The sequence below is a fragment of the Amycolatopsis sp. NPDC049252 genome (assembly GCF_043197175.1).
Taxonomy (GTDB): domain Bacteria; phylum Actinomycetota; class Actinomycetes; order Mycobacteriales; family Pseudonocardiaceae; genus Amycolatopsis.
The window spans coordinates 1-25,657 of record NZ_JBICSQ010000100.1 but is presented as its reverse complement, the minus strand read 5'-3'; the positions used below and the strand labels follow the sequence as shown (position 1 = coordinate 25,657).

30 protein-coding genes and 2 pseudogenes are annotated in these 25,657 nt (G+C 73.4%); 19 read left to right on the top strand and 13 right to left on the bottom strand.

Translation table 11 applies throughout. The features are described 5' to 3' along the window. Positions 1-37 precede the first annotated feature (37 nt). The gene (locus tag ACGFMK_RS44010; protein ID WP_392776304.1) at positions 38-259 is read right to left on the bottom strand and encodes a hypothetical protein; all 222 of its coding nucleotides are present in this window, start codon (positions 257-259) and stop codon (positions 38-40) included. Positions 260-348: 89 nt separating this feature from the next. On the opposite strand from ACGFMK_RS44010, the gene ligD (ACGFMK_RS44005) reads away from it, so the two are divergent. From ligD (ACGFMK_RS44005) to ACGFMK_RS43985, 5 genes are all read left to right on the top strand, one after another. Further along, positions 349-1,269, top strand: coding sequence for a non-homologous end-joining DNA ligase (gene ligD, locus ACGFMK_RS44005; protein ID WP_392776301.1), 921 nt, complete (start codon positions 349-351; stop codon positions 1,267-1,269). Positions 1,270-1,516: 247 nt separating this feature from the next. Then, positions 1,517-1,921, top strand: a complete 405-nt coding sequence (locus ACGFMK_RS44000; protein WP_392776298.1) for an STAS domain-containing protein — start codon at positions 1,517-1,519, stop codon at positions 1,919-1,921. Positions 1,922-1,982: 61 nt separating this feature from the next. Next, the gene (locus tag ACGFMK_RS43995; RefSeq protein WP_392776296.1) at positions 1,983-2,402 is read left to right on the top strand and encodes a DUF6292 family protein; all 420 of its coding nucleotides are present in this window, start codon (positions 1,983-1,985) and stop codon (positions 2,400-2,402) included. 133 nt (positions 2,403-2,535) lie between these two features. Continuing rightward, positions 2,536-3,519, top strand: a complete 984-nt coding sequence (ligD, locus tag ACGFMK_RS43990) for a non-homologous end-joining DNA ligase (RefSeq protein ID WP_392776293.1) — start codon at positions 2,536-2,538, stop codon at positions 3,517-3,519. A 40-nt stretch (positions 3,520-3,559) separates the two neighbouring features. Beyond that, entirely contained in the window at positions 3,560-3,988 is a 429-nt protein-coding gene (locus ACGFMK_RS43985; protein WP_392776290.1) for a hypothetical protein, read from the top strand. A 203-nt stretch (positions 3,989-4,191) separates the two neighbouring features. Here the strand turns inward: ACGFMK_RS43985 and ACGFMK_RS43980 are convergent, their stop codons facing one another. Further along, positions 4,192-4,701, bottom strand: a complete 510-nt coding sequence (locus ACGFMK_RS43980) for a hypothetical protein (RefSeq protein ID WP_392776288.1) — start codon at positions 4,699-4,701, stop codon at positions 4,192-4,194. A gap of 161 nt (positions 4,702-4,862) precedes the next feature. On the opposite strand from ACGFMK_RS43980, the gene ACGFMK_RS43975 reads away from it, so the two are divergent. After that, positions 4,863-5,204 (top strand): DoxX family protein, encoded by a 342-nt coding sequence (locus tag ACGFMK_RS43975; RefSeq protein ID WP_392776285.1) that lies wholly within the window; start codon positions 4,863-4,865, stop codon positions 5,202-5,204. Here the strand turns inward: ACGFMK_RS43975 and ACGFMK_RS43970 are convergent, their stop codons facing one another. Then, positions 5,205-6,029, bottom strand: a complete 825-nt coding sequence (locus ACGFMK_RS43970) for an alpha/beta fold hydrolase (RefSeq protein ID WP_392776282.1) — start codon at positions 6,027-6,029, stop codon at positions 5,205-5,207. Positions 6,030-6,255: 226 nt separating this feature from the next. Beyond that, entirely contained in the window at positions 6,256-7,278 is a 1,023-nt protein-coding gene (locus tag ACGFMK_RS43965; RefSeq protein WP_392776279.1) for an alpha/beta hydrolase, read from the bottom strand. Between the two features lie 133 nt (positions 7,279-7,411). Between ACGFMK_RS43965 and ACGFMK_RS43960 the strand changes: the two genes are divergently transcribed. From ACGFMK_RS43960 to ACGFMK_RS43950, 3 genes are read left to right on the top strand one after another with little or no spacing between them, the layout of a single operon-like run. Next, positions 7,412-8,104 (top strand): hypothetical protein, encoded by a 693-nt coding sequence (locus ACGFMK_RS43960; protein WP_392776277.1) that lies wholly within the window; start codon positions 7,412-7,414, stop codon positions 8,102-8,104. After that, on the top strand, positions 8,104-8,655 hold the full coding sequence (locus tag ACGFMK_RS43955; RefSeq protein ID WP_392776274.1) for a DUF6529 family protein: 552 nt from the start codon (positions 8,104-8,106) through the stop codon (positions 8,653-8,655). Before ACGFMK_RS43960 ends, ACGFMK_RS43955 begins: the two co-directional genes overlap by 1 nt. A gap of 10 nt (positions 8,656-8,665) precedes the next feature. Then, the gene (locus tag ACGFMK_RS43950) at positions 8,666-9,085 is read left to right on the top strand and encodes a Rieske (2Fe-2S) protein (RefSeq protein ID WP_392776271.1); all 420 of its coding nucleotides are present in this window, start codon (positions 8,666-8,668) and stop codon (positions 9,083-9,085) included. Between the two features lie 156 nt (positions 9,086-9,241). Here ACGFMK_RS43950 and ACGFMK_RS43945 read toward each other — a convergent pair whose 3' ends face one another. After that, the gene (locus ACGFMK_RS43945) at positions 9,242-10,894 is read right to left on the bottom strand and encodes a hypothetical protein (protein WP_392776270.1); all 1,653 of its coding nucleotides are present in this window, start codon (positions 10,892-10,894) and stop codon (positions 9,242-9,244) included. Between the two features lie 170 nt (positions 10,895-11,064). Here ACGFMK_RS43945 and ACGFMK_RS43940 point away from each other — a divergent pair, with 170 nt between their 5' ends. Then, entirely contained in the window at positions 11,065-11,985 is a 921-nt protein-coding gene (locus ACGFMK_RS43940; RefSeq protein ID WP_392776267.1) for a DUF3800 domain-containing protein, read from the top strand. A 750-nt stretch (positions 11,986-12,735) separates the two neighbouring features. Here ACGFMK_RS43940 and ACGFMK_RS43935 read toward each other — a convergent pair. Further along, positions 12,736-13,389: pseudogene (locus tag ACGFMK_RS43935) on the bottom strand (serine/threonine-protein kinase); the annotation flags it as partial. A 91-nt stretch (positions 13,390-13,480) separates the two neighbouring features. Next, a pseudogene (locus ACGFMK_RS43930) lies at positions 13,481-13,786 on the bottom strand (CAP domain-containing protein); the annotation flags it as partial. A gap of 17 nt (positions 13,787-13,803) precedes the next feature. Here ACGFMK_RS43930 and ACGFMK_RS43925 point away from each other — a divergent pair. Together ACGFMK_RS43925 and ACGFMK_RS43920 are read left to right on the top strand one after the other, a co-directional pair. Continuing rightward, positions 13,804-14,685: a GNAT family N-acetyltransferase gene (locus ACGFMK_RS43925; RefSeq protein WP_392776264.1), complete on the top strand. Its 882-nt coding sequence runs from the start codon at positions 13,804-13,806 to the stop codon at positions 14,683-14,685. A gap of 9 nt (positions 14,686-14,694) precedes the next feature. Then, complete coding sequence (locus ACGFMK_RS43920; protein ID WP_392776262.1) at positions 14,695-15,603, top strand: NAD-dependent protein deacetylase; 909 nt, start codon at positions 14,695-14,697, stop codon at positions 15,601-15,603. Here ACGFMK_RS43920 and ACGFMK_RS43915 read toward each other — a convergent pair. The 3 genes from ACGFMK_RS43915 to ACGFMK_RS43905 form a co-directional block, all read right to left on the bottom strand. Continuing rightward, positions 15,542-16,156 carry a TIGR03086 family metal-binding protein gene (locus tag ACGFMK_RS43915; RefSeq protein WP_392776259.1) on the bottom strand — a complete coding sequence of 205 codons (615 nt, stop codon included), beginning with the start codon at positions 16,154-16,156 and terminating at the stop codon, positions 15,542-15,544. The genes ACGFMK_RS43920 and ACGFMK_RS43915 overlap by 62 nt on opposite strands. A gap of 167 nt (positions 16,157-16,323) precedes the next feature. Beyond that, a complete protein-coding gene (locus ACGFMK_RS43910; RefSeq protein WP_392776256.1) occupies positions 16,324-16,779 on the bottom strand; it encodes a group II truncated hemoglobin in 456 nt (151 codons plus the stop codon). Positions 16,780-16,816: 37 nt separating this feature from the next. Beyond that, entirely contained in the window at positions 16,817-17,770 is a 954-nt protein-coding gene (locus ACGFMK_RS43905; RefSeq protein ID WP_392776253.1) for an NAD(P)/FAD-dependent oxidoreductase, read from the bottom strand. A 78-nt stretch (positions 17,771-17,848) separates the two neighbouring features. On the opposite strand from ACGFMK_RS43905, the gene ACGFMK_RS43900 reads away from it, so the two are divergent. Beyond that, a complete protein-coding gene (locus ACGFMK_RS43900; protein WP_247052756.1) occupies positions 17,849-18,436 on the top strand; it encodes a helix-turn-helix domain-containing protein in 588 nt (195 codons plus the stop codon). Here the strand turns inward: ACGFMK_RS43900 and ACGFMK_RS43895 are convergent. Further along, positions 18,433-18,900 (bottom strand): MarR family winged helix-turn-helix transcriptional regulator, encoded by a 468-nt coding sequence (locus tag ACGFMK_RS43895; RefSeq protein ID WP_392776249.1) that lies wholly within the window; start codon positions 18,898-18,900, stop codon positions 18,433-18,435. The two genes, ACGFMK_RS43900 and ACGFMK_RS43895, sit on opposite strands and share 4 nt — an antisense overlap. A gap of 82 nt (positions 18,901-18,982) precedes the next feature. Here ACGFMK_RS43895 and ACGFMK_RS43890 point away from each other — a divergent pair, with 82 nt between their 5' ends. Further along, on the top strand, positions 18,983-20,272 hold the full coding sequence (locus tag ACGFMK_RS43890) for an amidohydrolase family protein (protein ID WP_392776246.1): 1,290 nt from the start codon (positions 18,983-18,985) through the stop codon (positions 20,270-20,272). On the opposite strand, the gene ACGFMK_RS43885 is transcribed toward ACGFMK_RS43890, so the two are convergent. Further along, positions 20,249-20,887: a TetR/AcrR family transcriptional regulator gene (locus tag ACGFMK_RS43885; protein WP_392776244.1), complete on the bottom strand. Its 639-nt coding sequence runs from the start codon at positions 20,885-20,887 to the stop codon at positions 20,249-20,251. The genes ACGFMK_RS43890 and ACGFMK_RS43885 overlap by 24 nt on opposite strands. 58 nt (positions 20,888-20,945) lie before the next feature. Here ACGFMK_RS43885 and ACGFMK_RS43880 point away from each other — a divergent pair, with 58 nt between their 5' ends. Then, positions 20,946-21,818, top strand: coding sequence for a ketopantoate reductase family protein (locus tag ACGFMK_RS43880; RefSeq protein WP_392776241.1), 873 nt, complete (start codon positions 20,946-20,948; stop codon positions 21,816-21,818). Positions 21,819-22,578: 760 nt separating this feature from the next. Here the strand turns inward: ACGFMK_RS43880 and ACGFMK_RS43875 are convergent. Continuing rightward, positions 22,579-23,298, bottom strand: coding sequence for a TetR/AcrR family transcriptional regulator (locus ACGFMK_RS43875; protein WP_392776239.1), 720 nt, complete (start codon positions 23,296-23,298; stop codon positions 22,579-22,581). 97 nt (positions 23,299-23,395) lie between these two features. On the opposite strand from ACGFMK_RS43875, the gene ACGFMK_RS43870 reads away from it, so the two are divergent. From ACGFMK_RS43870 to ACGFMK_RS43855, 4 genes are all read left to right on the top strand, one after another. After that, positions 23,396-24,259 carry a hypothetical protein gene (locus ACGFMK_RS43870; protein WP_392776236.1) on the top strand — a complete coding sequence of 288 codons (864 nt, stop codon included), beginning with the start codon at positions 23,396-23,398 and terminating at the stop codon, positions 24,257-24,259. Positions 24,260-24,304: 45 nt separating this feature from the next. Next, a complete protein-coding gene (locus ACGFMK_RS43865; RefSeq protein ID WP_392776233.1) occupies positions 24,305-24,652 on the top strand; it encodes a RidA family protein in 348 nt (115 codons plus the stop codon). Beyond that, positions 24,645-25,289 (top strand): transcriptional regulator, encoded by a 645-nt coding sequence (locus tag ACGFMK_RS43860; RefSeq protein WP_392776230.1) that lies wholly within the window; start codon positions 24,645-24,647, stop codon positions 25,287-25,289. The genes ACGFMK_RS43865 and ACGFMK_RS43860 overlap by 8 nt, the downstream gene beginning before the upstream one ends. Beyond that, positions 25,286-25,657 (top strand): pyridoxal-phosphate dependent enzyme (locus tag ACGFMK_RS43855; RefSeq protein ID WP_392776228.1); only part of this gene is annotated, 372 nt, incomplete at its 3' end. The genes ACGFMK_RS43860 and ACGFMK_RS43855, both read left to right, overlap by 4 nt.

Below are 25,657 nucleotides of genomic sequence, written 5' to 3'. Positions count from 1 at the left end.
CGTGGAGCGCCTGGCCTGCAGGCGGTCCGACAGCTCGCTACTTCCGGCGCCCCGCCGCCTTGGCACGGTCGTGCGCCCACCCCGTCAGCACGACGCCGATCGCCGTCGCGACCAGGTAGCAGACCAGCGTCCCCGCGAACCCCGCGCCGAGCCGGCCGAGCAGGCCGGCGTTCCCGTGGTCGATCAGCAGGCGGATCGCGCCCTGCGCACCGGCCACCGTCACGACCATCCCCAGCACCTGCAGCACGTCGAACTTCATGGTTCCCCCCTCCCGTTGGTGATACGACTGCATCATAACCAGGAGTGACCGACGCGCTCAACCGAGAAGAGCGCGGTAGCGTGTCCGGCGTGGCGGGGAGCCGGATCACGGTGCGGGTGGGCGAGCGGCAGCTGACGCTCTCGAACCTCGAAAAGGTGCTCTACCCGAAGACCGGGTTCACCAAGGGCGAGGTGCTCGACTACTACACCCGGATCGCACCGCTGCTGCTGCCGCACATCCGCGACCGGGCCATGACGTTCGTGCGGTTCCCCGACGGCGTCACCGGCGGCTCGTTCTTCGAGAAGGACGTCTCCCGGCACGCCCCGGACTGGGTCCGCACCGCCCGCCTCGCCGTCAGCGGCCGCGGCAAGGAGCCCGAGATCGTCGCCTACCCGCTGATCAACGACCTGCCCGAGCTCGTCTGGGCGGCCAACCTCGCCGCGCTCGAGCTGCACGTCCACCAGTGGACCGTCGACGCCGACGACGAGCGGAGCACCCCGGACCGGCTGGTGTTCGACCTCGACCCCGGGCCCGGCGCGACCGTGGTCGACTGCTGCCGGGTCGCCGAGCGGCTCTACGACGTGCTCACCGATGACGGCCTGACCCCGGTCGCGAAGACCAGCGGCTCCAAGGGCATGCAGCTCTACGCGGGCGTGGTGACCGCCGATGGCGGCGAGACGTCGCAGTACGCGAAGGCGCTGGCCGAGCGGCTGGCCGCCGAGACCCCGGACCTGGTGGTCGCGCGGATGACGAAGACCCTGCGCCCCGGCAAGATCTTCATCGACTGGAGCCAGAACAACCCGTTCAAGACCACGGTGGCGCCCTACTCGCTGCGCGGGCGCGACGAGCCGACGGTGTCGACCCCGGTCACCTGGGACGAGGTGCGCGCCTGCCGGCACGTCACGCACCTGCGGTTCACCGCGGACGAGGTCCTGGAGCGGGTCGCGGACATCGGTGACCTCTTCGCGGACCTGGAACGGACTCGAGTGCCGATTCCGGCAATCGGCTGAATTTCGGAAAACGCAATTCCCCGCTGAATGGGCTCCGGTTCCGCGCGCGCCCGTCGCGCCGATCACGAGAATTGCGGGAAACGGGCGGGACCAGCGCGATTCGATCGTCCTCTTCGGATCGGTGCACGTGCAGACGGCCGTGTCGGTGCACGCCCCGCCGGACAGGTGTGTTCCCGTTGTGCGCCAAGGTGGACGGACTGGGTACGGTCTACGCGTAAACCGTCAGGATGAGCCGCCGGAGCCGGTCATGAGGATCCAGAAACCACCGCGGCTTTCGCGAGCCTTCGGTCGTAGTTCGCCGGGCGCGTTGTGCGAGCCGTTCTCGGTCACCACCACGTTCGAGGGTGATCGGTGCGCGGTCGTCGCCGTGGTGGGCGACATTGATCTCGCCACCGTTGGAATTCTTGTCGAATGTATTGAAACCGCGGTACGGGCGGGCGGGGTGCTCGTCGTCGACCTGACGGAGGTGAGGTTCTGCTCGGGGGCCGGGCTTCGCGCGCTGCACCGGCTGCGGCGCGGGGCCGAACTGGCGGCCGTGCCGGTCGCCTGGGTGGTGCGGAGCCCGCGGATGTGGCGGCTGCTGCGGGGGACCGGCGTCGCCGGTTTCGCGTGCTACCGGGATCGCGCCGACGCGCTCGCCGCCGTCGGCTGATCGCGGTCTCGACCGGCCGGGCAGGGCGCCCGGCCGGCTTCGGAGGAGGGAAAGGAAACGGGTGTCCGGCCTGATCGACGCCGATCTCGAGTTCTGGTTCCAGCGCGGCCTGCGCGCCTACCTGGGCGAGGTGGCCAGGGCGCTCGGCTTCGGCCTCGAGTCGTGCACCGTGGACGTCGACGTCCCGGTGTCGGCCTACCTCGCGGTCGACTGGCGCCTGCGGCACTTCCCGCACCGCGACGTGGCGTTGCTGTGGGACGAGGTCCACGGCTGGGCCGTCGCGGTCGAGGCGGCCTGCGGCGAGGAGATGATCGTGCTGGCCTACCTGGGCGGGGCCGACATCCTGCCGGACCCCCGGGTGATCGTCCGGTTCCTGGCCGCGCTGCGCGCCGGTGACCTGGCCCCGGACGGGCCCGGCTCGCCCGTGCTGCGCCGCGCCGGGAGCCACCAGGAACTGCTGCCCCTGCTGCCGACCGGTTAGCGCGCCGGGCGCAAGACCGTCGGCGACCGGCCTCCGCGCCCACCCACCCCGCTCCGCTTCAGGGCCACGCTCGGGTGACCTTTGGGGTCGCGACGCTAGGCGCGCCGGGTGCCGATCCTCCACACTGGACGCCATGGCGGGGACGGTGCCGGACGCGGTTTCGCCGATGCTGGCCGTCGACGGGCCCCTTCCCGACGACGACCGGCACGGCTACGAGTGGAAGTGGGACGGCTTCCGCGGCTGCGTGCGTGTCGCGGCCACCGGCGAAACCCGGATCACCAGCCGCAGCGGCAGCGACCACACCCCGCGCTACCCGGAGCTGGGCGACGTCTTCGGGCCCGCGCTCGGCGGCCGGGCCGCGGTGCTGGACGGCGAGGTCGTGGCGCTGAACGCGGCCGGACGGCCGGAGTTCGAGCTGATGCAGCGCCGCGCCATGCACGAGCCGACGCCGAAGCTGCGCGCGGAGGTCCCGGTCGTCTACTTCGCCTTCGACCTGCTGCGGATCGACGGCGAGTCGCTGCTGACCGTGCCGTACGCGCGGCGGCGCGAGCTGCTGGCCGAGCTGGTGCGGCCGGCGGACGGCCGGATCGTCGTCCCGCCCTGGTACACCCGCGCCGACATCGCGCCGGCCCAGCTGCTGGCGACCGCGGCCGAGCACGGCATCGAGGGTGTCGTCGCGAAGCGCCTGGACGCGCCGTACCTGCCCGGCGCCCGGTCGCCGTTGTGGACCAAGCGCGCGCTGACCCACACGGACGAGGTGATCGTCGGCGGCTGGCGTCCCGGCGCCGGCCGCCGCTCGGGCACCCTGGGCGCGCTCCTGCTGGGCGCGTACGACGACGAAGGCGCGCTGGTCTACCTCGGCGACGTCGGCACCGGCTTCACCGACGACGCGCTCGACCACCTCAGCGCGGTGCTCGCACCGCTGGCCCGACCGGCGAGCCCGTTCGACACCGAGGTCCCGCGCGACCGCGCCCGCGGCGCGCACTGGGTCGAGCCGACGCTGGTCGGCGAGGTCGTCTACCGGCGGATCACCCCGGACATGCGGCTGCGCCACACGTCCTGGCGCGGCCTGCGCCCGGACCGGGCCCCGGACGAGGTCCGCATTCCGCCGGTGTGACCGCCGGAAACTGTCGGTGGCCGGTGGTTCCATGGGCGCCATGACGACTTCAGTACTGCAGGCTCCGCCCACGCGCATCCACCGGCCGGACGTCACGGTCATGGAGCAGGCCACCGCCGACGAGCTGCCCGAGATCCAGCAGCTCTGGCCCGCGTTCGAGCGGCTGGTCGGGCTGCGCGGGCGCAAGATGTACGGGCGCGCCGACGTGAAGGCGAACACCTACACCGCCTGCACGCCGGTCAAGGACGACGATCGGCCGGCGGAGCTCGGCCTGGCGACCGGGGTGCTGGCCGGTGGCTGGTACCTGCGCGGGACCCTGACCGGTGAGCCGCCCGCGATCTTCGGGAAGATCGGGCCCGGGATGGCCGAACTGGAAGGCACCGAACCCGTCGACCACGCCCGCCCGCTCGTGGAGTTCTACCGCCGCAACGACGTCATCGAGCTGTGGGTGCCGGTGTTCCCGGCGTGACGGACCCGATGCGGCTGGTCGAGATCACCGCCCGAAGCCGAGCCCTGGTACCGGGCCGTCTACGTCGGCGGCACCGAACTGCTCACCAGCCACCAGCCACCAGCCTGACGACGATGGCCCGGGCCCCTTCTACGAGAAGCAGGGGTTCCGCCCGACCGGCGAGGTCGACGACGGTGAGGTCGTGGTGCGGCTCGTCCTTTGACTCAGACGAGCAAGAGGGCCACGTACACCCCGCCGCCCGCGGAAAGCAGGCCGAGGAGCAGACCCGCCCACCGCGGGATGTCGTAGTCCTCCAGCAGGAGTTCGCGGACGAGCGCGATGAGGAGGCCGATCGAGGCGAAGACGATGAAGCCGATGTCGTTGCCCACGGTGTTGCGCAGATCCACGACCGTGCCGCCTTTGCGCACGGAGACGATGTCCTCCGTCGCCTTCGACACCTGCACCACGACTTGGGTCCCCGGCTCGGTGTCCAGCGCCTGCTGTTCGTCGCCGAACTCGAAGTCTTCGGTCGCGCTGCGGACGGTGATGAAGTAGGTCGTGTACGAGGGCGAGTCCTGGGTCGCCTCGTGGTGCTGCTGCCGGTGCCCGACGACGGTGCCTTCGATGCTGTAGGTCGGCGCGTCCCGCACGCCGAGGTCGTGGACGGCGTAGGTGAGCACGCCGGCCGGGATGCCGAACCACAGCAGGGTGCCGATGAGCCGCAGCACGATCATCGCTTTAGCCTTCCGGTCGGCGGCCTCCGGCGGGAGGGGATAACCACCGCCCCGGGAGTGACGACGGTCACGTCGCCGGCTGTCACACGGGCGCGGTCCCCGGGGTCGAGCAGGTGACGGACCCCGAACCCCGGGGGCCGGAAACCCTTGAGGAGTCCCCGATGTCCACCGCCCACCTGATCGTCAGCATCGTCGGTGCCGCCATGGCCGGGTTCTCGGCCTACTCGGTCTTCACCCACGCGAAGTGGGTCGTGGAGCCGCTCGCCGAGTACGGCGTGCCGCGCTCGTGGTGGCCGTGGCTCGGCACCGCCAAGGCCGCCGGCGCCGCGGGGCTCGTCGCGGGCCTGTTCGTCCCGGTGATCGGTGTCGCCGCCGGAATCGGCCTGGTGCTCTACTTCACCGGCGCCGTCATCACGGTCGCGCGGGCGAAGTCGTACGCGCACCTGGCCTTCCCGGTGATGTACCTGGCGCCGGTGGTCGCCGCGCTGGCGCTGGCGTCCTGATCAGCGGTGCGCGAGCCAGTCGAGAGCGTCGGTGGCGTGGTCGAGCACGGACAGGTGCCCGTCGGCGGGGTACCGCCGGAACTCCGCGGTCGGACAGCGGGCGGCGAGCCACGCGCCGTGCGCGGCGGGGATCAACCGGTCGTCTTCGCCGTGCAGCACCAGCAGTGGCGCGGTGATCGACGCCGGGTCGCAGCCCCACGGCGTGACATAGGCGAGGTCGTCGTCGACGAGCCCGCCGATCCCGCCCTCCAGCGCCGCGCGGACGACGTCGTTCAGCCACGATTGGGAACCCTCGAGCGCCGCGAAGTCCGCGGCCGTGAAGATGCCCGGATCGAATTCGGCGGCGGCCTCGTGCTTTTCCTTGGCCGCACGGCCTTCGGCGGCCGCGCGCAGGGAGGCCGCGCTCGCCGGGGCCATGCCGCCGAACCAGTCGAGCCCCGCCGCGTCGAACGGTGCCATGGCGGAAACGCTCACGGCGGCGAGGACCCGTCGGGGCAGGAGCGCGGCGCAGGCGAGGGCGTGCGCCCCGCCGCCCGAGTGCCCCATGACGGCGAACTCGCCGAGGCCCAGCGCGTCGGCGACGGCGGTGGCGCAGTCGGCGGCGTTGGCGATGTCCCGCCCGGGCACCGGCGTCGAGGTGCCGTAACCGGGCCGGTCGTAGGCCACCCACCGCACGTCGGGGGACGCCCGCACCAGCGGCGCGGGCGGCGTGCCGGTGTTGGGCGTGCCGTGGTGCCAGAGGACGGTGAGCCGGGCGGGCCCGCCGGTGTCGTGGACGTGCAGCGTCCGGCCGCCGGGCAGCACCAGATCGGTCTCGGTCACCATGGCCCGACCCTAGCGAAGTCAGGCTCGCCGTAACGAAACCCCGGTGCCGGTCCGGCTGCTGCCCGGTGTTCACCGCCAACCCCGCGGTCCGCCGACTACAGCCCGGCGAACTTCAACCGCTTCGCCCGCCACCTGCGCCAGCAGGGCAAGGCCGAGGCCGAGCTGCACCCCCGCCGGCTGGCCCAGCGCCACGACGTGATCCGGCAGACGGGCGGCTGAACCGCCGTCAGCGGGCCAGCCGTTCCGCCAGCCAGGCCAGCGAAAGCGGGTACCGGTAGTCGATCGCGGCGTGGCCCGCCTCGAACAGCTCGAAGTGGACCCGCTCGTCCGGGACGCCCGCCTTCGCCAGCTGGTCGCGGAACGCCTGCGCGCCGACGTCGAGGTAGTACTCGTCGCGCGTGCCCGCGTCGATCCAGATCGCGCGCAGGGAGCGGACCGCCTCCGCGTGGCCCGGGACCATCCGGACCGGGTCCCAGTCGAGCCAGCGCTGCCACGTCTCCGGCCGCAGCACGCCGGTCGCGGGGTCGAACGGCAGCTCCGGCTTGCCGTCCTCGCCGGGGGAGAAGCAGGCGGAGACACCGATCAGCTGCAGCAGGTTCCCGTCCTCCGGCTTGGTGAACGCCGGGCGGGCGCGGAAGTCCGCCCACCACCGCTGGATGTCCTGGTCGTAGCCGCGCAGGGCGCGGACCGCGTCGCCGAAGTCCGGGACGTAGCAGAGTTCGTACAGCGTGTCGCCGGCGTGGGTGGCCAGCGCGCCGAACAGGTCCGGGCGCAGCATCGGCGTGATCATCGCGCCGAACCCGCCCGACGACTTGCCCGTGATCGCGCGGGATTCGCGGTCCGGGATGGTGCGGTAGTGCTCGTCGACCCACGGCACGATCTCGTCGCACAGGTACGAGTGGTAGCGGCCGGTGCCCGGCGAGTCGACGAACTGCGAGCCCCCGTAAGCGGTCCACGCGTCGACGTACACCACGACGCAGCCGGGCGCGCCGCCGGCGAACACCGCGTCGGCCGTTTCGAGGAACGGCTGCCGGAACGGCGTCCGGTTGGCCCACATCGCCAGGTGCCCGGTGTAGCCCTGGATGACGTACACGACCGGGTACCGCCCGGCGCCGTCGTCGTAGCCCGGTGGGACGTACACCCACAGCGGCCGTTCGTGCGGGTCGCCGAGCGGATTGCCGCGCAGCAGCGCGGAGTTCACGGTGTGCCGGTCGAGCCGGCCGGCGAGGTCGCCGTCCCAGGGCAGCATGCCGCCAGTCAACCACGCACCGACCAGTTGCGTGGGCTAAGCGATAGCTGTTTTCCTCGCGTAGCGTTGAGCCGCTTCGACCCGATTGCCGTGTTAAGGGCACGGTGGTGGGTAGGGAGATGCGGGGAAGATCATGAAACGTCCGGGGCCGTTGTTCACATTGCTCGCCGGGGTTGTGCTCGCCGGTGGGATCGGGATCACCAACCTGGCGACGGGGACCGGCGCGACGCCGGTCGCCGGTGCCGCGAACGCCGCGGGGGCGCCCTCCGCGACGGCGTCACCCAAGACGGAGCCGCCCCAGACGGCTCCACCGAAGACGTCCGAAGCCCCGAAGTCCGACGCACCGGCGCGGGCCGACTACGCCGGGCGCGTCGAGGGCGGCGGCGCGTCGGTCGCGGTGTCGATCCGCGACGGCCGCGCGATCGCCTACGTCTGTGACGGCAAGAAGGTCGAGGCCTGGCTGCAGGGTGTGACCGCCGGCGGGAAGCTGGACCTCACGGGCCCCCAGGGCGCGAGCCTCGCCGGGAGCTACGACGCCGCGGCGGTGACGGGCTCGGTCACCGCGGGCGGCAAGACGTGGCGGTTCACCGCGGGCCCGGCCAAGCGGCCCGCCGGGCTCTACCGGGCGGCACCGAAGGTGCAGGGCAAGGCCTCGAAGGCCGGCTGGATCGTCCAGGCCGACGGCAGCCAGGTCGGCATCCTCACCACGGACGACCAGTCCGCCGCGGCGCCGGTGCTCGACCCGGCGGCCCGGACCGCGACGGTCGAGGGCGCCCTGGTGGTCGCCGAGCCGATCAGCGGGATCGACGGGGCGGGTGACTTCTGATGACCACTCCCGCGGCCGGCAACCGGGCCGGGTCCGTGCTTCTCGTGCCGCTGCTGGTCGGCGCCGTCGTCGCGGTGGCGCTCGGCGTCTACGGCAACCTGCACACCCCGACCGGGGTGGCGGTGAACGTCGCGGGCTTCTCCAGCCCGCAGGCGGTGAAGGCGTGGCTGGCCACCGTGGTCGTCGTGCTGGCGCTCGTGCAGCTCGTCACGGCCCTGGTGATGTACGGCAAGCTCGGCCGCTCCGCGCCCGCGTGGGTCTCGCCGGTGCACCGCTGGTCGGGCCGCCTGGCGTTCCTGGTGTCGATTCCCGTGGCACTGCACTGCCTCTACGCGCTCGGGTTCCAGTCGTTCGACACGCGCGTCCTGCTGCATTCGCTGCTGGGCTGCTTCTTCTACGGCGTCTTCGTCGTGAAGATGCTGCTGCTGCGCCGCGACGGGGCGCCCGGCTGGTCGCTCCCGCTCGTCGGCGGGCTCGTCTTCACCGCGCTGGTCGGGCTCTGGCTGAGCGCGTCGTTGTGGTTCTTCACCCAATCCGGCTTGACCTTCTAGGGGGACGATCGTGCGCGACGAAGAAACACTGGGCCGCCGGACGGCGCTCGTGGTGCTGGGCGCCGGGCTGGTGGCGGGCTGCAGCACCTACGGCGGCGGCGCGGGCGCGACGCCCGCGGCGCAGCAGCCCGCCGCGGGCAGCGGAACCGAGCTCGGCGCGGCGGGCGACGTCCCGGTCGGCGGCGGGAAGGTGTTCGCCGACAAGCAGGTCGTGGTGACGCAGCCGGCGGCGGGCACGTTCGCCGCCTTCTCGGTGATCTGCACGCACCAGGGCTGCGCGGTCGACGCCGTCTCCGGCGGCACCATCAACTGCCCCTGCCACGGCAGCAAGTTCAAGATCGCCGACGGCTCGGTGGCGGCCGGCCCGGCGACGCGGCCTCTGGAGAAGAGGTCGGTCACGGTCACCGGCGGGAAGATCACGCTGGCCTGAGTCGTGCCCGGCAACGCCGAGCCGGCCGCCTCGATCGGCAGGGCCGGCGGTGTGGCCGCGAGGGGATCTCGAGGTTGTGGTGCCGAGGTGCGATGCACCCAACGCCGAGGACTTTCCGCGGGCAAGCCCGCTCCGGCCACCGGACAGCTTGCGAAGCTAGGTGTAGGCCTTGGTGATCGTCGCCGGCGGGGCGGCGCCCGCCGGCACCGTCCACAGTGGAGTCGAGGTGTCCGGCTCGCCGGAGAGCACGGTCCGGCCGTCCGTGCAGGTGTAGCTCGCGGGCGGGGGCGCGGCGGTGCACTGCAGGCCGCTTTGGAGGGTGAGCAGGAACGGGCTCGCCGTCCCGCCGGCCGCCGGTGGTGACGGCAGGGCGCCGGGGTAGGTCAGCAGCACGGCCCTGGTCGCCGACGTCGGGCAGACGACCTGGTGCCGGGCGTTCGCCGCCGTGGCGGCGAAACACGGGTCGTACGCCTTGTCCCCGGCCGTGCAGCGGTAGGCGTCGTGCCGGCCGGACACCGCGGACCCCGCCGGGCAGGTGCCGGAGGCGGCCGTGGTCCGGATCCCGGCGGCGACGCGCGTGCCGGTCCACGCCCGGTAGACGACGGCCTGCGTGAACGGCCCGGTGCCGCGGCTCGCGGTCAGCGGCACGTCGACGCCGGGGCTGCCCGCCGCGTCGGCGAGCCAGCCGGTCAGCGGGCCGATGCCGGCGGCCAGGAAGCTGTGCAACGCGCCCGCGTCCGCCGTGCCGCACGTCGCGAGCGCCGTCCAGGTTTCCGCCGCGACCTGGGCGAACGGCCGGTCGGCGGTGTAGTGCGCGGCGCCCGCCTCCGCCGCGCAGGCCAGCACGCCCGGGTTCTGCTCGAGCTCGCCGGGCCGGTCGAGCGCCATGCCGAAGAGCCCGGCCGCGCGGTGGGCCGTCCAGGCCAGCGCCAGCCCGAGGTACGGGCCGGGGTCGGCCTGGCCGTGGAGGGTCGCCGGCAGGCGGGTGACGGGGACGTCGTAGGTGACGCCCGCGCCGGGCCACAGCAGGTCGTGGAAGCGGGGCTGCGGGAACAGCTGGACGGCGGACGTGCTCGGCGCCGCGGTGCGGGCGGTCGGCTCCGGCCAGCCCGGCGGCAGGACGAGCCGGTAGGGCACCCGCGCGTTCGACGTCAGGGTGACACTCGCGCCGCCGCCGTTCGCGGCCACGCACGCCCGGACCGGCGAGCGCGGGTCGGTGCCGGCCGTTCCGCCGACCTCGACGGTGAGACCGGCCGAACCGGCCGCGCGCCCGAGGCACGTCGCCGGCGGATCGGCCGTGGCCTGGCCGACAGCGCGACCCAGCGCGGCGAAGTCGAGCAGCCCGCCCCAGAACGCGCCGTCGGGCGCCAGATCCGCGACGATCCGGCGGCTCTCGGAGTCGTAGGTCGCGAGGGCGAGGCGGGTCCCGTTCGCGGTGACGACGACCGGTGCGAACCCGGGCGGCGGCGCGGCGGGCACCGGGATCCGCACCTGGACCGGCAGCCGCGGCCGCACACCGGCGTCGAAGGTCAGCTCGGCGCCGCCGCCGCTCCGGCGCGCCGCCGGGGTCAGGGCGCCCGGCTCCGGCGCGGGGCGGCCGGACAGCCGGGTGCCGGGCACGACGGCGTCCGGGGGCACGACGACCTCGATGTCCCCGACGGTGAGCGTCGCGCCCGCGGCCCCGGTCACCTCGGAGGCGTCCCCGGCGGCGGCCAGCCGCTGCTGCACCAGCACCCCGCCGGCGCCCAGCAGCAGCGCGACCACCGCCGCCGCCAGAGCCAGCCGGGCCGGCCCGTGGTCCGTGGCCATCCGTACCTCCCAGCACCTGCTCGTCGAGTCTCCGGACCGCACCCGCGCGTTAGCCGTCGTCGCCCAACCGTGACCGGGACGCAGTATGGGCCTCCGGCCGGCCCGTGCGCGAGGTTTCGCCGCTGGTAATGGGCTCGCCGTGGTCCGGCCCGTCTGGCACCATCGGGCTGGTGAACCCGGTCGAGATCGCCTGCGACGAGTCGGGTTCGGAGGGGGAGAACCTCGTCGGCGGCGAAACGGACGTCTTCGCGCACGCCGGGATCCGGATGACGCCGGAGGAGGCCCGCGCCTGCGTGCGGGAGATCCGGCGCCGCATCGGCTCGCCCGCCGAGGAGTACAAGGCCAACCACCTGCTGCGCGCCAAGCACCGGCCGGTGCTCGAATGGCTGCTCGACCCGGCCGGCCCGCTCGCCGGCCGTGGGCACGTGCACCTGACCGACAAGACCTTCTTCGCCGTGCGGGCGGCCGTGACGCTGCTGGCCGAGCACGGCACGGACGCCATGGCACGCACGCTCCACCGCGATGGCCGGGCGGCGTTCGGCGCTCGCTGGGACTTCTTCCTGGCGGCCTTCACCAGCGTGCTGCGGCTCAATCCGCGCCGCGGCGTGACGACGTCCCCCGCCGAGTTCTTCGCCCTGGTCGGCGAGCTCGCCGAGACTCCGGGGGAACCCGGCGAGATCATGAGCCTCTTCCGCGACGGCGGCGAGCGCGTGGCGGACTACCGGGCCCGGCTGGCCGAGGACCCGAGCGTCGTTCCCGTGCTGGATCCGCTCGTGCCCGCGGTGCTCCACACCATCCGGCACTGGAGCGCCGGCGGCACCCCGGTCGCCGTGGTGCACGACGAGCAGCTCGCGCTGACCGCCGAGCGGGTCCTGCAGCTCAAGGCCACCCTCGGGCCCCGGCTGGCGGGGGTGCGGTTCGTCGACTCCCGGTCCGACGCCCGCGTGCAGGTCGCCGACTTCCTCGCCGGGGTCGCCCGGCGCATCGCCTCCGAAGAGCTGAACGCCCGCGGTGACACCACCCTCACCGCGCTGCTCGAGTCCTTTGTGGACGCGGAGTCGGTCTGGGACGGCCCGTTCGTCAGCAGGTGACGACCGTGGCCGGTGACGTCGTGTTGTCGAGCCGCTTGACGTACGCCGCGCCGGTACGCCGCGCCGGTACGCCGCGCCGGTACGCCGCGCGCACGCGCTTTCCTTGCTCGCGAACGGACCTTCGTACACGGCGTACACGTCGGCGCCGTTCACCTGCTGCCGCAGCGAGCCGCAGCCGGTGCTCGGCGTGTGCAGGTACCGCGCGCCCGGGTGGGCGGTCAGGAACTGCTGGACGTCGGCGCGGTAGCGGGCCGGGGTGATCGCGGAGCCGAGCACCACGACGTAGGAGCCGTCGCACGCCGGCGTGCTCAGCGGGGTCGCCAGCCCCAGGTCGGCCGCCGGGACGACCGAGGTCTGCACGGTCACCTGGGTGGTCGTCACCCGGGCGGTCACCGGCGGCGCGCTCGACGTCGGCGGCGGCGGTGTCGACGAGGGCGCCGAAGAGGGCGCCGAAGAGGGCGCCGACGGGCCGGGTGTCGCCCCGGCCTGCGACGACGACCGGTCGAGGAGGAACCACCCACCGGCGGCCACCAGGGCGAGCACCGCCACGCCGGCGACCAGCCACGGTGCCTTCGAACTCCGCGGGACCGGTGTGGCGCGCGGTGCCGTCAGGGTCGGCGGCGCGGGGGAGCGGACCGGGCTGGTGACGCCGACCGCCGTCCGCGCGGCATCGGCCAGTTCCGCGACGGTCCCGAACCGCTCCGCCGGGTCCTTCGCCATGCCCCGCGCGACGACGTCGTCGAACGCCGCGGGCAGGCCGGGCCGCCCTTCGCTCGGCCGCGGGGGCGGCTGGTGGAGGTGGGCGCCGATCAGGGCGGCGGCGGTCGTCGCCGCGAACGGCTTGCGGCCGGTGAGGCACTGGTGCAGCACGCAGGCCAGCGAATAGACGTCGACACGGTGGTCGGCGGGCGCGTCGGTGAACCGTTCCGGCGCCATGTAGTCGAGGGTGCCGACGGCGCCGCCGGTCGCGGTCAGTTCGGTGCCGAGCCCGGCGGCGCGGGCGATGCCGAAGTCCACGAGGTAGGCGAACCCGGTCGGCCCGACGAGCACGTTCGACGGCTTGACGTCCCGGTGCACCAGGCCTTCGGCGTGCGCGGCGGCCAGTGCCTGCGCGACCTGGCCGATGACGTCGACGGCGTCGGCCGGGGAGAGCGGCCCGCCCGCGGTGAGGCGGGTGCCGAGGTCGTCGCCCTCGACCAGGCGCATGTCGAGGTAGAGCCGCCCGTCGATCTCGCCGTAGGCGTGGATCGGGATGACGTGCGGCTCCCGCAGCCGCGCCACCGCGTGCGCCTCGCGCCGGAACCGCTCCTGGAACGCCTGGTCGGCGGCGAACTCGGGGGCGAGCAGCTTCAGCGCCACGACGCGGTCGTGGCGCGTGTCGTAGGCCCGTAGCACCTCGCCCATCCCGCCGCGGGCGATCTGCGACTCCACCCGGTACGGCCCGAACTGCCAGCTCACGCGCACGTCCTCCACTCGGTCACCGGGCCTGAGGAGACTACGCGATCCTGGGCGGCGGCGGGGCGGGCCCGGGAGCCGGAGTCCACTGTGGATCGGGCGCCCGGGCGCACGTCCGGGGCGTCCCGAAGTCCTGCGTCCAGGACGCCTTCTTCGCCGAGCCGAGGCGGTAGGCGGTGCCGATCTCGCGCAGCGAGCAGTCGAGGATGTCGGCCCGGTGCACCGGGCTGTGCATCCACGCGTCGACGACCGCGGTGGGTGTGGCTTGCACCCGTTCTGCACCCGGTTGCCGCACGGGACGTGCCTGCGGAGAAGACGAAGGGTCGCGGCACGTCCGGGAGAATCTCTGACTACAGTCAGCGAATGGATCGGGACCTGGTGGACGGCGTGCGGCGGTTCAACCGGACCGTCACCCAGCGGATCGGTGCGCTCGAAGACGCGTTCCTCGCCCGCGACCGGCCGCTCGGCCAGGCCCGCGTGCTGTGGGAGCTGGGCGAGGCCGGGTGCGACGTCCGGGAGCTGCGGGAACGGCTCGGCCTCGACTCCGGCTACCTCAGCAGGCTGCTGCGCGCGCTGGAACGGGACGGCCTGGTCCGCGTCGGGCGCAGCGCGGGAGACGGCCGGATCCGGGTCGCGCGGCCGACCGAGGCCGGGCTCGCCGAGCGCGTCACGCTGGACGAACGCTCCGACGCCTCGGCCACCTCGATCCTCGAGCCGCTGTCCGAGGGGCAGCGCACCCGGCTCGTCGCCGCGATGGCCGAGGTCGAACGGCTGCTGACGGCGTCGTCGGTCGAGGTCGCCGCGCTCCCGCCCGGCCACCCCGCCGCCCGGTTCTGCCTGGGCGAGTTCTTCGCCGAGCTGGCCCGGCGGTTCGACGGCGGGTTCGACCCCGCGCGCAGCAACCCCGCGGCCGACGACGAGATGACCCCGCCCGCCGGGGTGCTGCTGGTGGCCACGCTGCACGGCGAGCCGGTCGGCTGCGGCGCGCTGAAGTTCCACGACGACGCGCCCGCCGAGGTCAAGCGGATGTGGGTGGCGCCGTCGGCGCGCGGTCTCGGGCTCGGCCGGCGGCTGCTGGGCGAGCTGGAGGCGCACGCGGCCGCCCAGGGCGTCCGCGCGCTGCGGCTGGAGACGAACCGCGCGCTCGGCGAGGCGATCGGCCTGTACCGCGCGGCCGGGTACCGCGAGGTCCCGGCGTTCAACGGCGAGCACTACGCCGACCACTGGTTCGAGAAGTCCACGTAGGCTGGTCCGGTGCGGACACGGCCCACCCTGACCTGGACCTCGGCGGACGCGCCGCTGCCGCGGACGGCGAGCCTCGACGAGCTGACCGACGTCGTCTCCCGGCGGCGGGTCGCCGTCCTGAGCGGCGCCGGGCTCTCCACCGAGTCGGGGATTCCCGACTACCGCGGCGAAAGCGGCAGCCTGCGCCGCCACACGCCGATGACCTACGACGAGTTCGTCACCAGCGACACCGGGCGGCAGCGCTACTGGGCGCGCAGCCACCTCGGCTGGCGCACGATCGCCCGCGCCGACCCGAACGTCGGTCACCGCGCGGTGACCGCGCTGCGCGACGGCGGGTTCCTCTCCGGCGTGATCACCCAGAACGTCGACGGCCTGCACCAGGCGGCAGGCACCGCGGACGCCGTCGAGCTGCACGGCAGCCTCGACCGCGTGATCTGCCTCGGCTGCCGCCGCACCAGCCCGCGTGTCGAGCTGGACCGGCGGCTGCGCGCGGCCAACCCGGACTTCGAGGGCACCGCGACCCGGATCAACCCGGACGGCGACGTCGAGCTGCCCGAGGAGGTCGTGCGCCGGTTCAGCCTGGTGCCGTGCGCGGACTGCGTGTCCGGCGTGCTCAAGCCCGACGTGGTGTTCTTCGGCGAGAACGTGCCGCGCCCGCGGGTCGAGCAGTGCTTCCGGCTGGTCGACGACGCCGACGCGCTGGTGGTCCTCGGCTCGTCCCTGACCGTGATGTCCGGCCTGCGGTTCGTCCGGCACGCGGCGAACGCGGGCAAGCCGGTGGTGATCGTCAACCAGGGCGAGACCCGTGGCGACCGCTACGCGACGGTGCGGGTCGACCGGCCGCTGGGCCAGGCCCTCACCGAGCTGGCGGACCGGCTGGACTGCCCGGTCGGCGGGGGTCCCGGCCGAACCGCGTGAGCAGCCGGTCCTGGCGCGACGCCGTCCGTGCGACAGCTGGTTGCCCGGCGAAGAAGCGGTCCACCGCGAGCCCGGCGAAGATGTCGTCGTACCCGTCGCCGACCCACGCGACGAGGTCCGGGTCGAGCGTGTCGTCGGCGCCGAGGGCACGGGCCAGGTCCCAGGTGTGGACGACGCTGTCGGCGGTCCGCACGGCCAGCGCCTGCCGCCCGCTCAGCTTGCCCATCGGGTAATCGACGACGCGGTCCAACGCGCCGCTCCCGGCGAAGGCGTCCGCGCAGGCGGCGACGGACGCGGTGAACGCCGTGACCGGGTCGTCGCCGAGCGCGTCGGCGTCCCGTTGGGCCAGGAACTCCTCGCGGGTGGCGCCGCGCACGAGCCCGACGTAGTTCAGGTTCCCGCGTGCCATGTGGTTGGCCAGCTGCCGGACGTCCCACTCGGTGCAGGGGGTCGGCGCGTGCCAGCCGTCCGGCGCCACCGTGCGGAGGTGGTGCTCGAAACCCTTGGCGGCGAGGAGGAACCGGTCCAAGAGCCCGGTGAAGGTGTCGGCCACGGGGCCCAGTCTGCCGGGCGCGCGCGGCGCGGGCAGGCGGATTTCGGACCTGGCGTCCGGTGGACGAGCCGGCCCGGGCGGGTTGGGGGGAAACACGCCCGGGACGGCTCTGCGACGGACCTCCACAGCCAGTCGTTGCTCACAAGACGCCGAGGCCGCCCCGGGCGTTACAAGGTCTTCAACCCGTTCCACGACCAGTGCGGCATGGCCAGGTCCGGCGGTACTTCGTCGGCCGGTCCCGGGTAGGTCAGCACCTCGGCCACCGCCCACTCCATGTAGGACCGCAGCGCGGCGCGGAACTCGGGATCGGCGGGCAGCTCCGCGTCGTCGGCGGCGCGCACGAAGCAGTCGACGAACCGGCGGCCGAGGTCGGACATGTCGCCGTTGCCGGCGTGCATCCGGAGCATCGCGGACTGGTCCGCGCACTCGGTGGAGAACCGCGGCGGGCCGCCCATGACCTCCGCCCAGTACCAGGCCAGCCGCTCCACGTGCTTCGGGTTTTGCCCCGGGTGCGAGAACGGGTGGTTCAGCTCGGGGTCGGCCAGGCAGCGTTCGTGGTGGGCGGCGGCCAGCGCGAGGAACGCGGGGTCGCCGCCGGCGAAGTCGTAGAGGGTCGGGCGCACGGGCCGAGCCTGGCACGCGCGGCCCGTGAACGCCAGGTCAGCGCGCGGCCGCGGCGGCGCGTTCCGCGGCCGGCGTGAAACCGCCGAACGCGTCGACGGCCCGGCGGACGTCCTCGGTGACGAGGTCGTGGTTCAGCATTCCCGCGGCGGCCGCGCCCTGCGCCGCGGCGATGATCACGGTGGCCCGCGCGTCCACGACGTTGCCGGCCGCCCACACGCCGGGAACGCTGGTCCGCCCGCCGGCGTCGACCTTGACGACGCCGGCCTCCACCGCGCAGCCGAGTGCGCGCAGCTGCGCGTCGTGCGGGACGGTCCGGGTGCGGATGAACAGCGCCACCCGCGGCACGAACCGGCCGCCCAGCTCGACGCCGGTCATCGCGCCGTGCTCGCGGCGCACCGCGGTCACGGTCCCCTCGACGACCCGGACGCCCCGCGCGTCGAGCCGCTCACGGTCCTCTTCGGACGGTGGCGCGGTGTGGGCGAAGTACACGACGTCCGGCGACCACTGACGCACGAGCAGCGCGTGTTCGACGCTTGCGGGCTCGGTGCCGAGCACCCCGAGCGGCTGGTCGCGCACCTCGTAACCGTGGCAGTAGGGGCAGGTCACCGCGTCGGTGCCCCAGCTTTCGCGCAGGCCGGGGAGGTCCGGGAGGTCGTCGTGGACGCCGGTGGCCCACAGGACGCGCCGCGCGCTCAGCTCGCGGCCGCCGGCCAGCCGCAGCGTGAACCCGGGCTCGAGGCGCTCGACGTCGTCGTCGATCAGGTCGACGTCGTAACCCAGGAGCTCTTCGCGGCCGATCTTGAGGAGCTCGTCCGGCGGAAGGCCGTCGCGGGAGAGGAAACCGTGCATGTGGGCGGCGGGGGCGTTGCGCGGCGCACCGCCGTCGACGACGGCGACGCGCCTTCGCGCCCGGCCGAGCATCAGGGCGGCGTTGAGACCCGCGGCGCCGCCACCCACCACCACTACGTCGTACCTGCTGTTTTCGGTCATGCGCCCACCCTGACCCGGAAGTCGCGAATTCGACAACAAATGTTGCCGTTTCCGGGACGAAGGGGTTTCCTGGAGGGCATGACGGACGCGATCAACCAGGCCCTGGCCGAGGTCGGCCCCCGGCTCAAGCGGGTGCGCACCCAGCGGCGTGTCACCCTCGCCGACCTGTCGGAGGCGACGGGCATCTCGAAGAGCACGCTGTCCCGGCTGGAGGCCGGCCAGCGGAAGCCGAGCCTGGAGCTGCTGCTGCCGATCGCGCAGGCGCACCAGGTCCCGCTGGACGAGCTGGTCGGCGCGCCGGAGGTCGGCGACCCCCGCGTCCGCCTGACGGCCCGCCGCATCCCGCGCCACAACGGCGCGACGATGACGGTGCTGCCGCTGACCCGCCAGCCGGGCGCGCCCCAGGCGTTCAAGATGATCCTCGAGCCGGAGACGGGCGAGCCGGATCCCCAGGTCCACGAGGGTTACGAGTGGCTGTACGTGCTCTCGGGACGGCTGCGGCTGGTCCTGGCCGACCGCGACATGACACTGGGCCCGGGCGAGGCGGCGGAGTTCGACACACGGCTGCCGCACTGGTTCGGCGCGGTCGACGGGCGCCCCGCGGAGATCCTGAGCCTGTTCGGCAAGCAGGGGGAGCGGCTGCACCTGCGGGCCAAATCGCGTTAAGGGACTTCGCTGCCCTCGACGCGGTCGATCAGCTGCTCGCTCCAGGCCCGGATGGTCGCGGCGTGCTCGGGCGTGAGCGCGTCGAAGAAGAGGCGGCGGATGTTGCCCGCGTGGTGGGCGATGGCGTCCCGCGCGACCCGGCCGCCCTCAGGGGTCAGGCCGATCCCGGTGCGGCGGCCGGTGGCGCCGGACGAGGTCCGTTCCACGAGGCCGCGGTTCTCCATGCGGGTCAGCAGGTGCGAGACGCGGCTCTTCTCCCAGTCGAGCGCGGCGGCGAGCTCGCCGACGCGCAGCTCCCGGCCCGGCGCCCGCCACAGGCTGACCAGCACACTGAACTCGGCCTTCGAGATGCCGCAGTCGGCCTGCAGGCCGCGGTCGAGCTCCCGGGCGAGCAGGCGTTGCGCTCGCATCCAGGTGTCCCAGAACTCCCACTCCTCGGGTGCCAGCGTGCGGGGCTCAACCATGGCGGAAGCATAGTCACCCGAAGTTGACGCATCAACTCGGCAACCCTAGAGTTGACACGTCAACTTCTATCGAGGGGTACTCATGACGCTTCAGACCAGAACCCTGCTGCGGGGCGGAACGGTGGTCAGCATGGACCCGGCCGTCGGCGACCTCGCGCGGGGCGACGTGCTCATCGAGGACGGCCGGATCGCCGCGGTCGCCGCCGTGGTCGACGCGGCCGGCGCCGAGATCGTCGACGCCACGGGCAAGATCGTGCTGCCCGGGTTCGTCGACACCCACCGGCACACCTGGCCGACCGCCTTCCGCGGCGTCGGCGCGGACTGGACGTTCGACCAGAACCGCGACGCCATGCACGGCGTGCTCAAACCGCTGTACCGGCCCGAGGACGTGTACCTGGGCAACCTGCTCGGCCGGATCGAGGCGCTCGGTTCGGGCGTGACGACCTTGCTCGACTGGTTCCACTGCTCCGAGCGCCCGGAGAACGCCGACGCCGCGATCCAGGCGTTGCGGGAGGCACCCGGCCATTCGGTGTTCTGCTACTGCGTGGGAGCCGCGTCCGAGATCGAGCGCGTGCGGTCAGTGCTGCCCGGCGACGGCATGGCGCTGGGCCTGCGCGGGCCGCAACTGACCACCATGGACACCACCGCCGAGGATGTCGCGCTGGCGCGGGAACTCGGGCTGCGGGTGAGCGTCCACGTGCACGGCGCCACCGGCTGGCCCGGCGGCCGCCGCCCGATCGCCGAGATGGGGGCGCGGGGCCTGCTCGACGACCGCACGACCATCGTGCACGGCAACGGTCTTTCCGACGACCAGGTGGCGATGCTGGCCGACGCGGGCTGTTCGGTGTCGATCAGCCCCGACGTCGAGCTGAAGATGGGCTTCGGCAGGCCCGAGACCGGCCGCATGCTGGCCGCCGGGATCCGCCCGTCCCTGTCGGCCGACAACTGCCCGTCCGCCGGCGGCGACCTGTTCGGTGCCATGCGCACGGCCTTCGCCGTGCAGCGCGGAGTCGATGGTGCTCTGACGGCGCGGGACTTCCTCGAGTTCGCCACGCTGGACGGCGCCCGCGCGTGCGGCCGCGAGGCCCGGACGGGCAGCCTCACCGTCGGCAAGGACGCGGACGTGCTCCTGCTCGACGCCGAGGACCCGTCGATCTTCCCGGTGGGCAACGCGCCCGGCTCGATCGTCGCGGCCGGGCACCCGGGCTTGGTGGACAGCGTGTTCGTCGCGGGGCGCGCGGTCAAACGGGATGGGCAGCTGCTGGGTGTTGACCTGCCGGGTTTGCGTGCGCGGGTTTTGGCGTCCCGGGACCGGATCGCGGCGGCCGCGGGTATCGCGGTGGACGGGTCATGGACCCCGGCTGGGCGCTGACCCGGTCGGTGGTGCGGTCATCGCCGCCGTCAGGAACGTGATCGCCCAGCGCCGGGCCGCGGCCGAAGACCGGCCGGGCGGCGGCTGTCCATTGTGGACGTCGACGCGGTCCACCGCCGCCACGGCAAGGATTCCGCGGATCCGGAACCACAGCTCGTTCGCGGAAAGGCCGGGCAGCGCGTGCCCGAAGGCCGCCAGGTAGCGGTCGCGGACCGCGTCCTCGGCCGGGCCGGGCCACTCGCGCATCTCTTCGGCCGGGTCGCCGAGGATGCGCATGATCAGCCGGGACTTCCGGGCGCCGCCCTCGTCGCTCGCCGCCATCTCGTCGAACAGCGGGCCCGCGAACGCCTCCACCAGCTCGGCGACCTCGGGGTCCGGCGTCCGGGCGAGCAACCGGTCGAGCGCGGCGGACTGCGCGGAGTTGATCGGCTCGACCACCCGGCGGACTACGGCGGTCAGCAGCTGCGCCTTCGAGCCGAAGTGGTACCCGACGGCGGCCAGGTTCGCGCCGGCGAGGTCGGTGATCGCCCGGATCGAGGCGCCGTGGAAGCCACGCTCGGCGAAGAGGTGCTCGGCCGCGTCGAGGAGCTGGGTGCGGGTGTCCGATGGCGCCACGAGAGTATCGTACATACGTATGATTCAAACGAACGTATGAATGACAGATGGGGTCACGATGAAACTGCTGGTCTACGGGGCCGGGGTACTCGGCAGCCAGTTCGCCGTCCGGATGCACGAGGCCGGGCACGAGGTCGCGCTCCTCGCCCGGGGCGAGCGCCTGGCCGTCCTGCGCCGGCACGGTGGTGTGCTGCTCGCCGAGGGGGACAGCCCGGAAGTCAGGCAGGTGCCGGTACCGGTGGTCGAGCACCCGGACGACGGGTACGACCTGATCGCCGTCATGGTCCGCACCCACCAGGTGGACGCGGTGCTCGAGGCCCTCACCGGTGTCCGCGGCGACGTGCTGTTCCTGCTCAACTGGGCGGCCGGCGCCGAGCCGCTGGGCGCGGTACTCGGCCCCGAGCGAGTGCTGCTCGGGGCTCCCACGGCCGGCGGCACGATGGACGGCGACGTGGTCCGCTACCGCGCGCCCAACCTGCTGACCCGCAACTTCCCCATGCCGGTCGGCGAACCCGGCGGCCACACCACACCGCGGCTGGACCGGATCGTGCGGGCGCTTCGCGCCGCCGGGATCAACGCCAAGGCCGAGCCGCGGATGGAAGCCTGGCACAAAACACACGCCGCGTTCTCGGTGCCCCTCGAGCAAGCGGCGCAGACCGCGGGTGGCCCGCTGGCGCTGGCCGCCGACCCGGCCGCGATCCGCGGCATGATCCGCCGCGTGCGCCGGCACCTGGCCGCCCTGCCGGGACCGCCGGTCCCTCGTGGGTTCGTGGTGTTGCAGGTGCTGCCGGAGCCGCTGCTCGTGGCCGTGGTCCGGCGCTTCCTGAAGAGCCCGACGGCTGTGCACAGCGGGCTCAGCAACGCCTCGCCCGCGGTGGGGGCCGAGTTGGCGCGGCTGGCTGAGCAATTGAAGGCTGGCGCGAACGGCTAGTGCTCGCAGCTTGATGGCTGCACGCGGCGGGTTCGGTGACGCATCTGGGGCGGCGGCTGAATTCGGGCGGTTGGCTGAGTGGTTGCGTATAGGTGCGAACGCCTAGTGCTCGCAGCCTGACGGGCCGCGCGCGGCGGGTTCGGTGACGCATCTGGGGCGGCGGCTGAATTCGGGCGGTTGGCTGAGCGGTGGCGGGCCGGGGCGAACGGCTGGTGCTCGCAGCCTGACGGGCCGCGCGCGGCGGGTTCGGTGATGCCGCACCTGTGGTGGCAGCTGAGGTGGAGCGGCTGGCTGGGCAGTTGGTTCCCCAGCTCGACGGGCGGGCTCCGTGATACCTCGCCTGCGGTGGCGGCGGAACGCGCGCGGTGGTCGAGCAGCTGCACGCTGGTGCGAATAGCTGTTGCTGCGGTCGGGCGGGAGGGGTTCAGTGATGCTTCGCTGGCGGTGGCGGCCGAACTTGCGCGGTTGCCCGAGCTGCGATCAGCGAGGACCCCAGCCACTCGGCCACACACGGCGGGTTCAGGAATGCCTTGCCTGCGGTGGCGGCCGAACTTCGGTGGTTGGCTGAGCGGTTGCGGGCTTGGTGAACAGCGTCCGCAGCCTGGCGGCGGCACATGGCGGGTTCAGTGATGCTTCGCCTGCGGTGGTGGCGAAGCTGGAGCCGAACAGCGAGGACCGAGCGAAGCCGCACATGGTGGGTTTCAGCAATGCCCAACTCGCGGTGGCCCCGAACTTCAGCGGCTGGCCGAGCAGTTGCGGGCTAGCGCTCCAGCGACGCGGCCGCCCCGGCCAGCAGCCATTCCAGGCCGCGTTCGAAGCTTTCCGCCGGGTCGTCGTGGTCCAGCAGGCCGGTGAAGCCGGTGTCCGCGAGGTGGGGGAGGGTGCCCGCGTCCAGCTGGGTCCGGACGTATTCCGTGGCCGCCTCGCGGCGTTCGGCGTTCGCCGCTTCCGTGGTGCGGCGGCGGATCGCGCCGGACAGCTCGGCCGCCACCTGGCCGAACGTGTAGGTGTCGACCGCGAGGACCAGCGCCCGCCGGGTCGCGCTGTCGGTGTCCAGGCCGCGGACCGCGGCGGCGGCTTCGTCCATGCGCTTGAGCGAGGCCGGGCCGATCGGGCAGCCGGTCTCCCGGGTGGCCAGCAGCCAGGGGTGGCGCAGCGCCGCGGCGCGGTTGGCGCGGGCCATCAGCCGCAGCGCCTCGCGCCAGTCGGCGGGTACGTCGCCGACGAGCGTTTCCTCGGCCGCGGCGTCGTGCATCAGCTCGAGGAGGTCGTCCTTGCTGCCGATGTGCGTGTACAGGCTCATCGGGCGGGCGTTCAGCTCGCCGGCGATCCGGCGGATGGAGACGGCGTCGAGACCTTCGGCGTCGGCCACGGCCATCGCCGCCGCGACGATGCGCTCGCGGGTCAGCGGCCGAGGCGTCGGTGGCTTTTTCTCGGCGTCGCGAAGCCAGATCTGGGCGGGCGGACGTGGTGCAGGCACCGGCGGAGTCTACCGAAAGCAGCCTGCGTTCGCGATACGGTGTCTCGCGAACCGATACAGTGTACGGTCTAGTGATACGGCGTACGGAAGGTGAAGAATGTCGAGCATCGAGTGCTACCGGTTCGTCGAAGACGACCTGACCTCGGCCACCGGCGGTCTGTCCTGGCGGCTCGGGGAGTGGAACGTGGTGAGCGGGCCCGTCGCCTGCTGCGCGAGCGGATTGCACGCGTCCCCGACCCCGCGCGACTCCGTGCGGAACGTGTACGGCCGCCGGTGGTTCCACGCGGAGGCCCGCGGGGAGTTCTCCCATCAGGACACCAAGTTCGCGGCGAGCGAGCTGAGGCTGACCGAGGAGATCCCGCCTCTCGTGCTGCGGCGCTTCGCGGTCCGTTGCGCCAGGCGCGCTCTCGAGCAGCGACACCCGATGGACGAGCGCATCCTCCGGTGTGTCGAAGCCACAGAAGGATTTCTCGACGGCGCGCTCGGCGAAGGCGACCTTCTGGAAGCACGCCGCGCCGCCGGCCCCCTCGTCGCCGACCCGTCGATCGGCCCGGACGGCGGGCGCGCCCTGGCCGCCGCGCTCTCCGCGTCCCGCGCCGCCGACGGGGACGCGGCGTCCTGGACGGCCGCCGCGGCGGGAGCCGCGCACGCGGCCCACGTCGCCGCGGACGCGATCACCGCGGCCGCGACCCTGACCTCGGCGTACGCGGAAGTGCACAACGTCGCGAAGGGCTTCGCCGCCGCGAAAACCGCGGATCACGCCGCGGCCGCCGCGCGCTCGGCCGCCGCTTCCGGCGCCGTCGCGCATGCCGCGGCGGTGGCCGCGGCAAGGGGTTCCTACGCGCCGGACACCGCGTCCGACGCCTACTTCGCGGCCTGGTCGGCGGCTACCGCCCAGGCCGTCGATAGTCACTACCTGGCTCAGAACGCCGATCTGCTCGAGCTGATCGCCGAGGCGTGACGCACCTCATCTGGACGATCTGTCCAGTGGCTATACAGTAAGTCCATGACGAGCGAGCACCCTTACCCCGCCGCCTTCCGCAGCGGCGACCTGGTCTCCGTGTCCGGACGGCTCGGCGTGACCGGGACTGGCGAGCTGGTGCCGGGCGGTTTCGACGCCGAATGCGCGCAGGCCTTCGACAATCTCGACACCGCCCTGAAGTCGGTGGGCGCGAGCCGGGCCGACGTGGTCAAGGTCGTGGCCTACCTGACCGACATCGCCGATCGCCCCGGCCTCAACGCCGTCTACGAGCGGTTCTTCGCCGAACCCCGGCCCGCGCGCACCTGCGTCGGAGTGGCGTCGCTGCCTTACGGTGCCGTCGTCGAGGTCGAAGCGCTGGCCCGCGATGTCTGAGCGGAACGCGATCCTCGCCGCGCTCGCCCCGGTCGCCGACGGCATCGCGGCGACCCTCGGCTCGTTCTGCGAGGTCGTCGTGCACGACTTCCGGCGGCCGGACGCCTCCGTCGTCGCGATCGCCGGCTCGGTCACCGAACGCACGGTGGGCGGGTCGATGAGCGAGATCGGCATGGGCCTGCTCGCCCGGGGCGACGCCGCCGAAGACCAGCTGAACTACGTCACCCGCACGGCTTCCGGGAAACTGGTGAAATCGTCGACGATGCTGGTCCGCGACAGCGGCGGCTCGGTGTTCGGCGCGCTGTGCGTGAACCTGGACGTCACCGCCCTCGGGCAGCTGCGGACCCTGGTCGGCGAACTGGCCGACGTCGGCACGACCGCCGAAACCCCGACGACCACCTTCGGCGACGACGTCGACGCCGTGATCGACGCGATCGTCGACGAGCACCAGCTGCGCCTGAACAAACCGTGGGCCGCGCTCAGCCGCGACGAACGGCTCGACCTGTTCCGCAGCCTGCAGGACCGCGGCGTCTTCGCCGTGCGGCGCGCGGTGCCGCAGGTCGCCGCCCGCATCGGGATTTCCCGTGCCTCCGCCTACAACTACCTCGCCGACATCCGCGCCCAAGGAGCCGAATGACCGCCGCCGTGACCCTCGAAGACATCCGTGACGCCGCCGCCCGCCTGGCCGGCGTCGCGCACCGGACGCCGGTCGTGCGCTCGCGCACCCTCGACGACCTCGTCGGCGCCGAAGTGCTGATCAAGTGCGAGAACCTGCAGCGCATCGGCGCCTTCAAGTTCCGCGGCGCGTACAACGCTGTCTCCCGCCTCACGCCGGAGCAGCTGGCCAAGGGCGTCGCCGCCTATTCCTCGGGCAACCACGCCCAGGCCGTCGCGCTCGCCGCGCGCGAACTCGGGAGCAGCGCGGTGATCCTGGTCCCGGAGGACACCCCGAAGTCCAAAGTGGACGCCACCAGGGGCTACGGCGCCGAGATCGTCACCTACGAC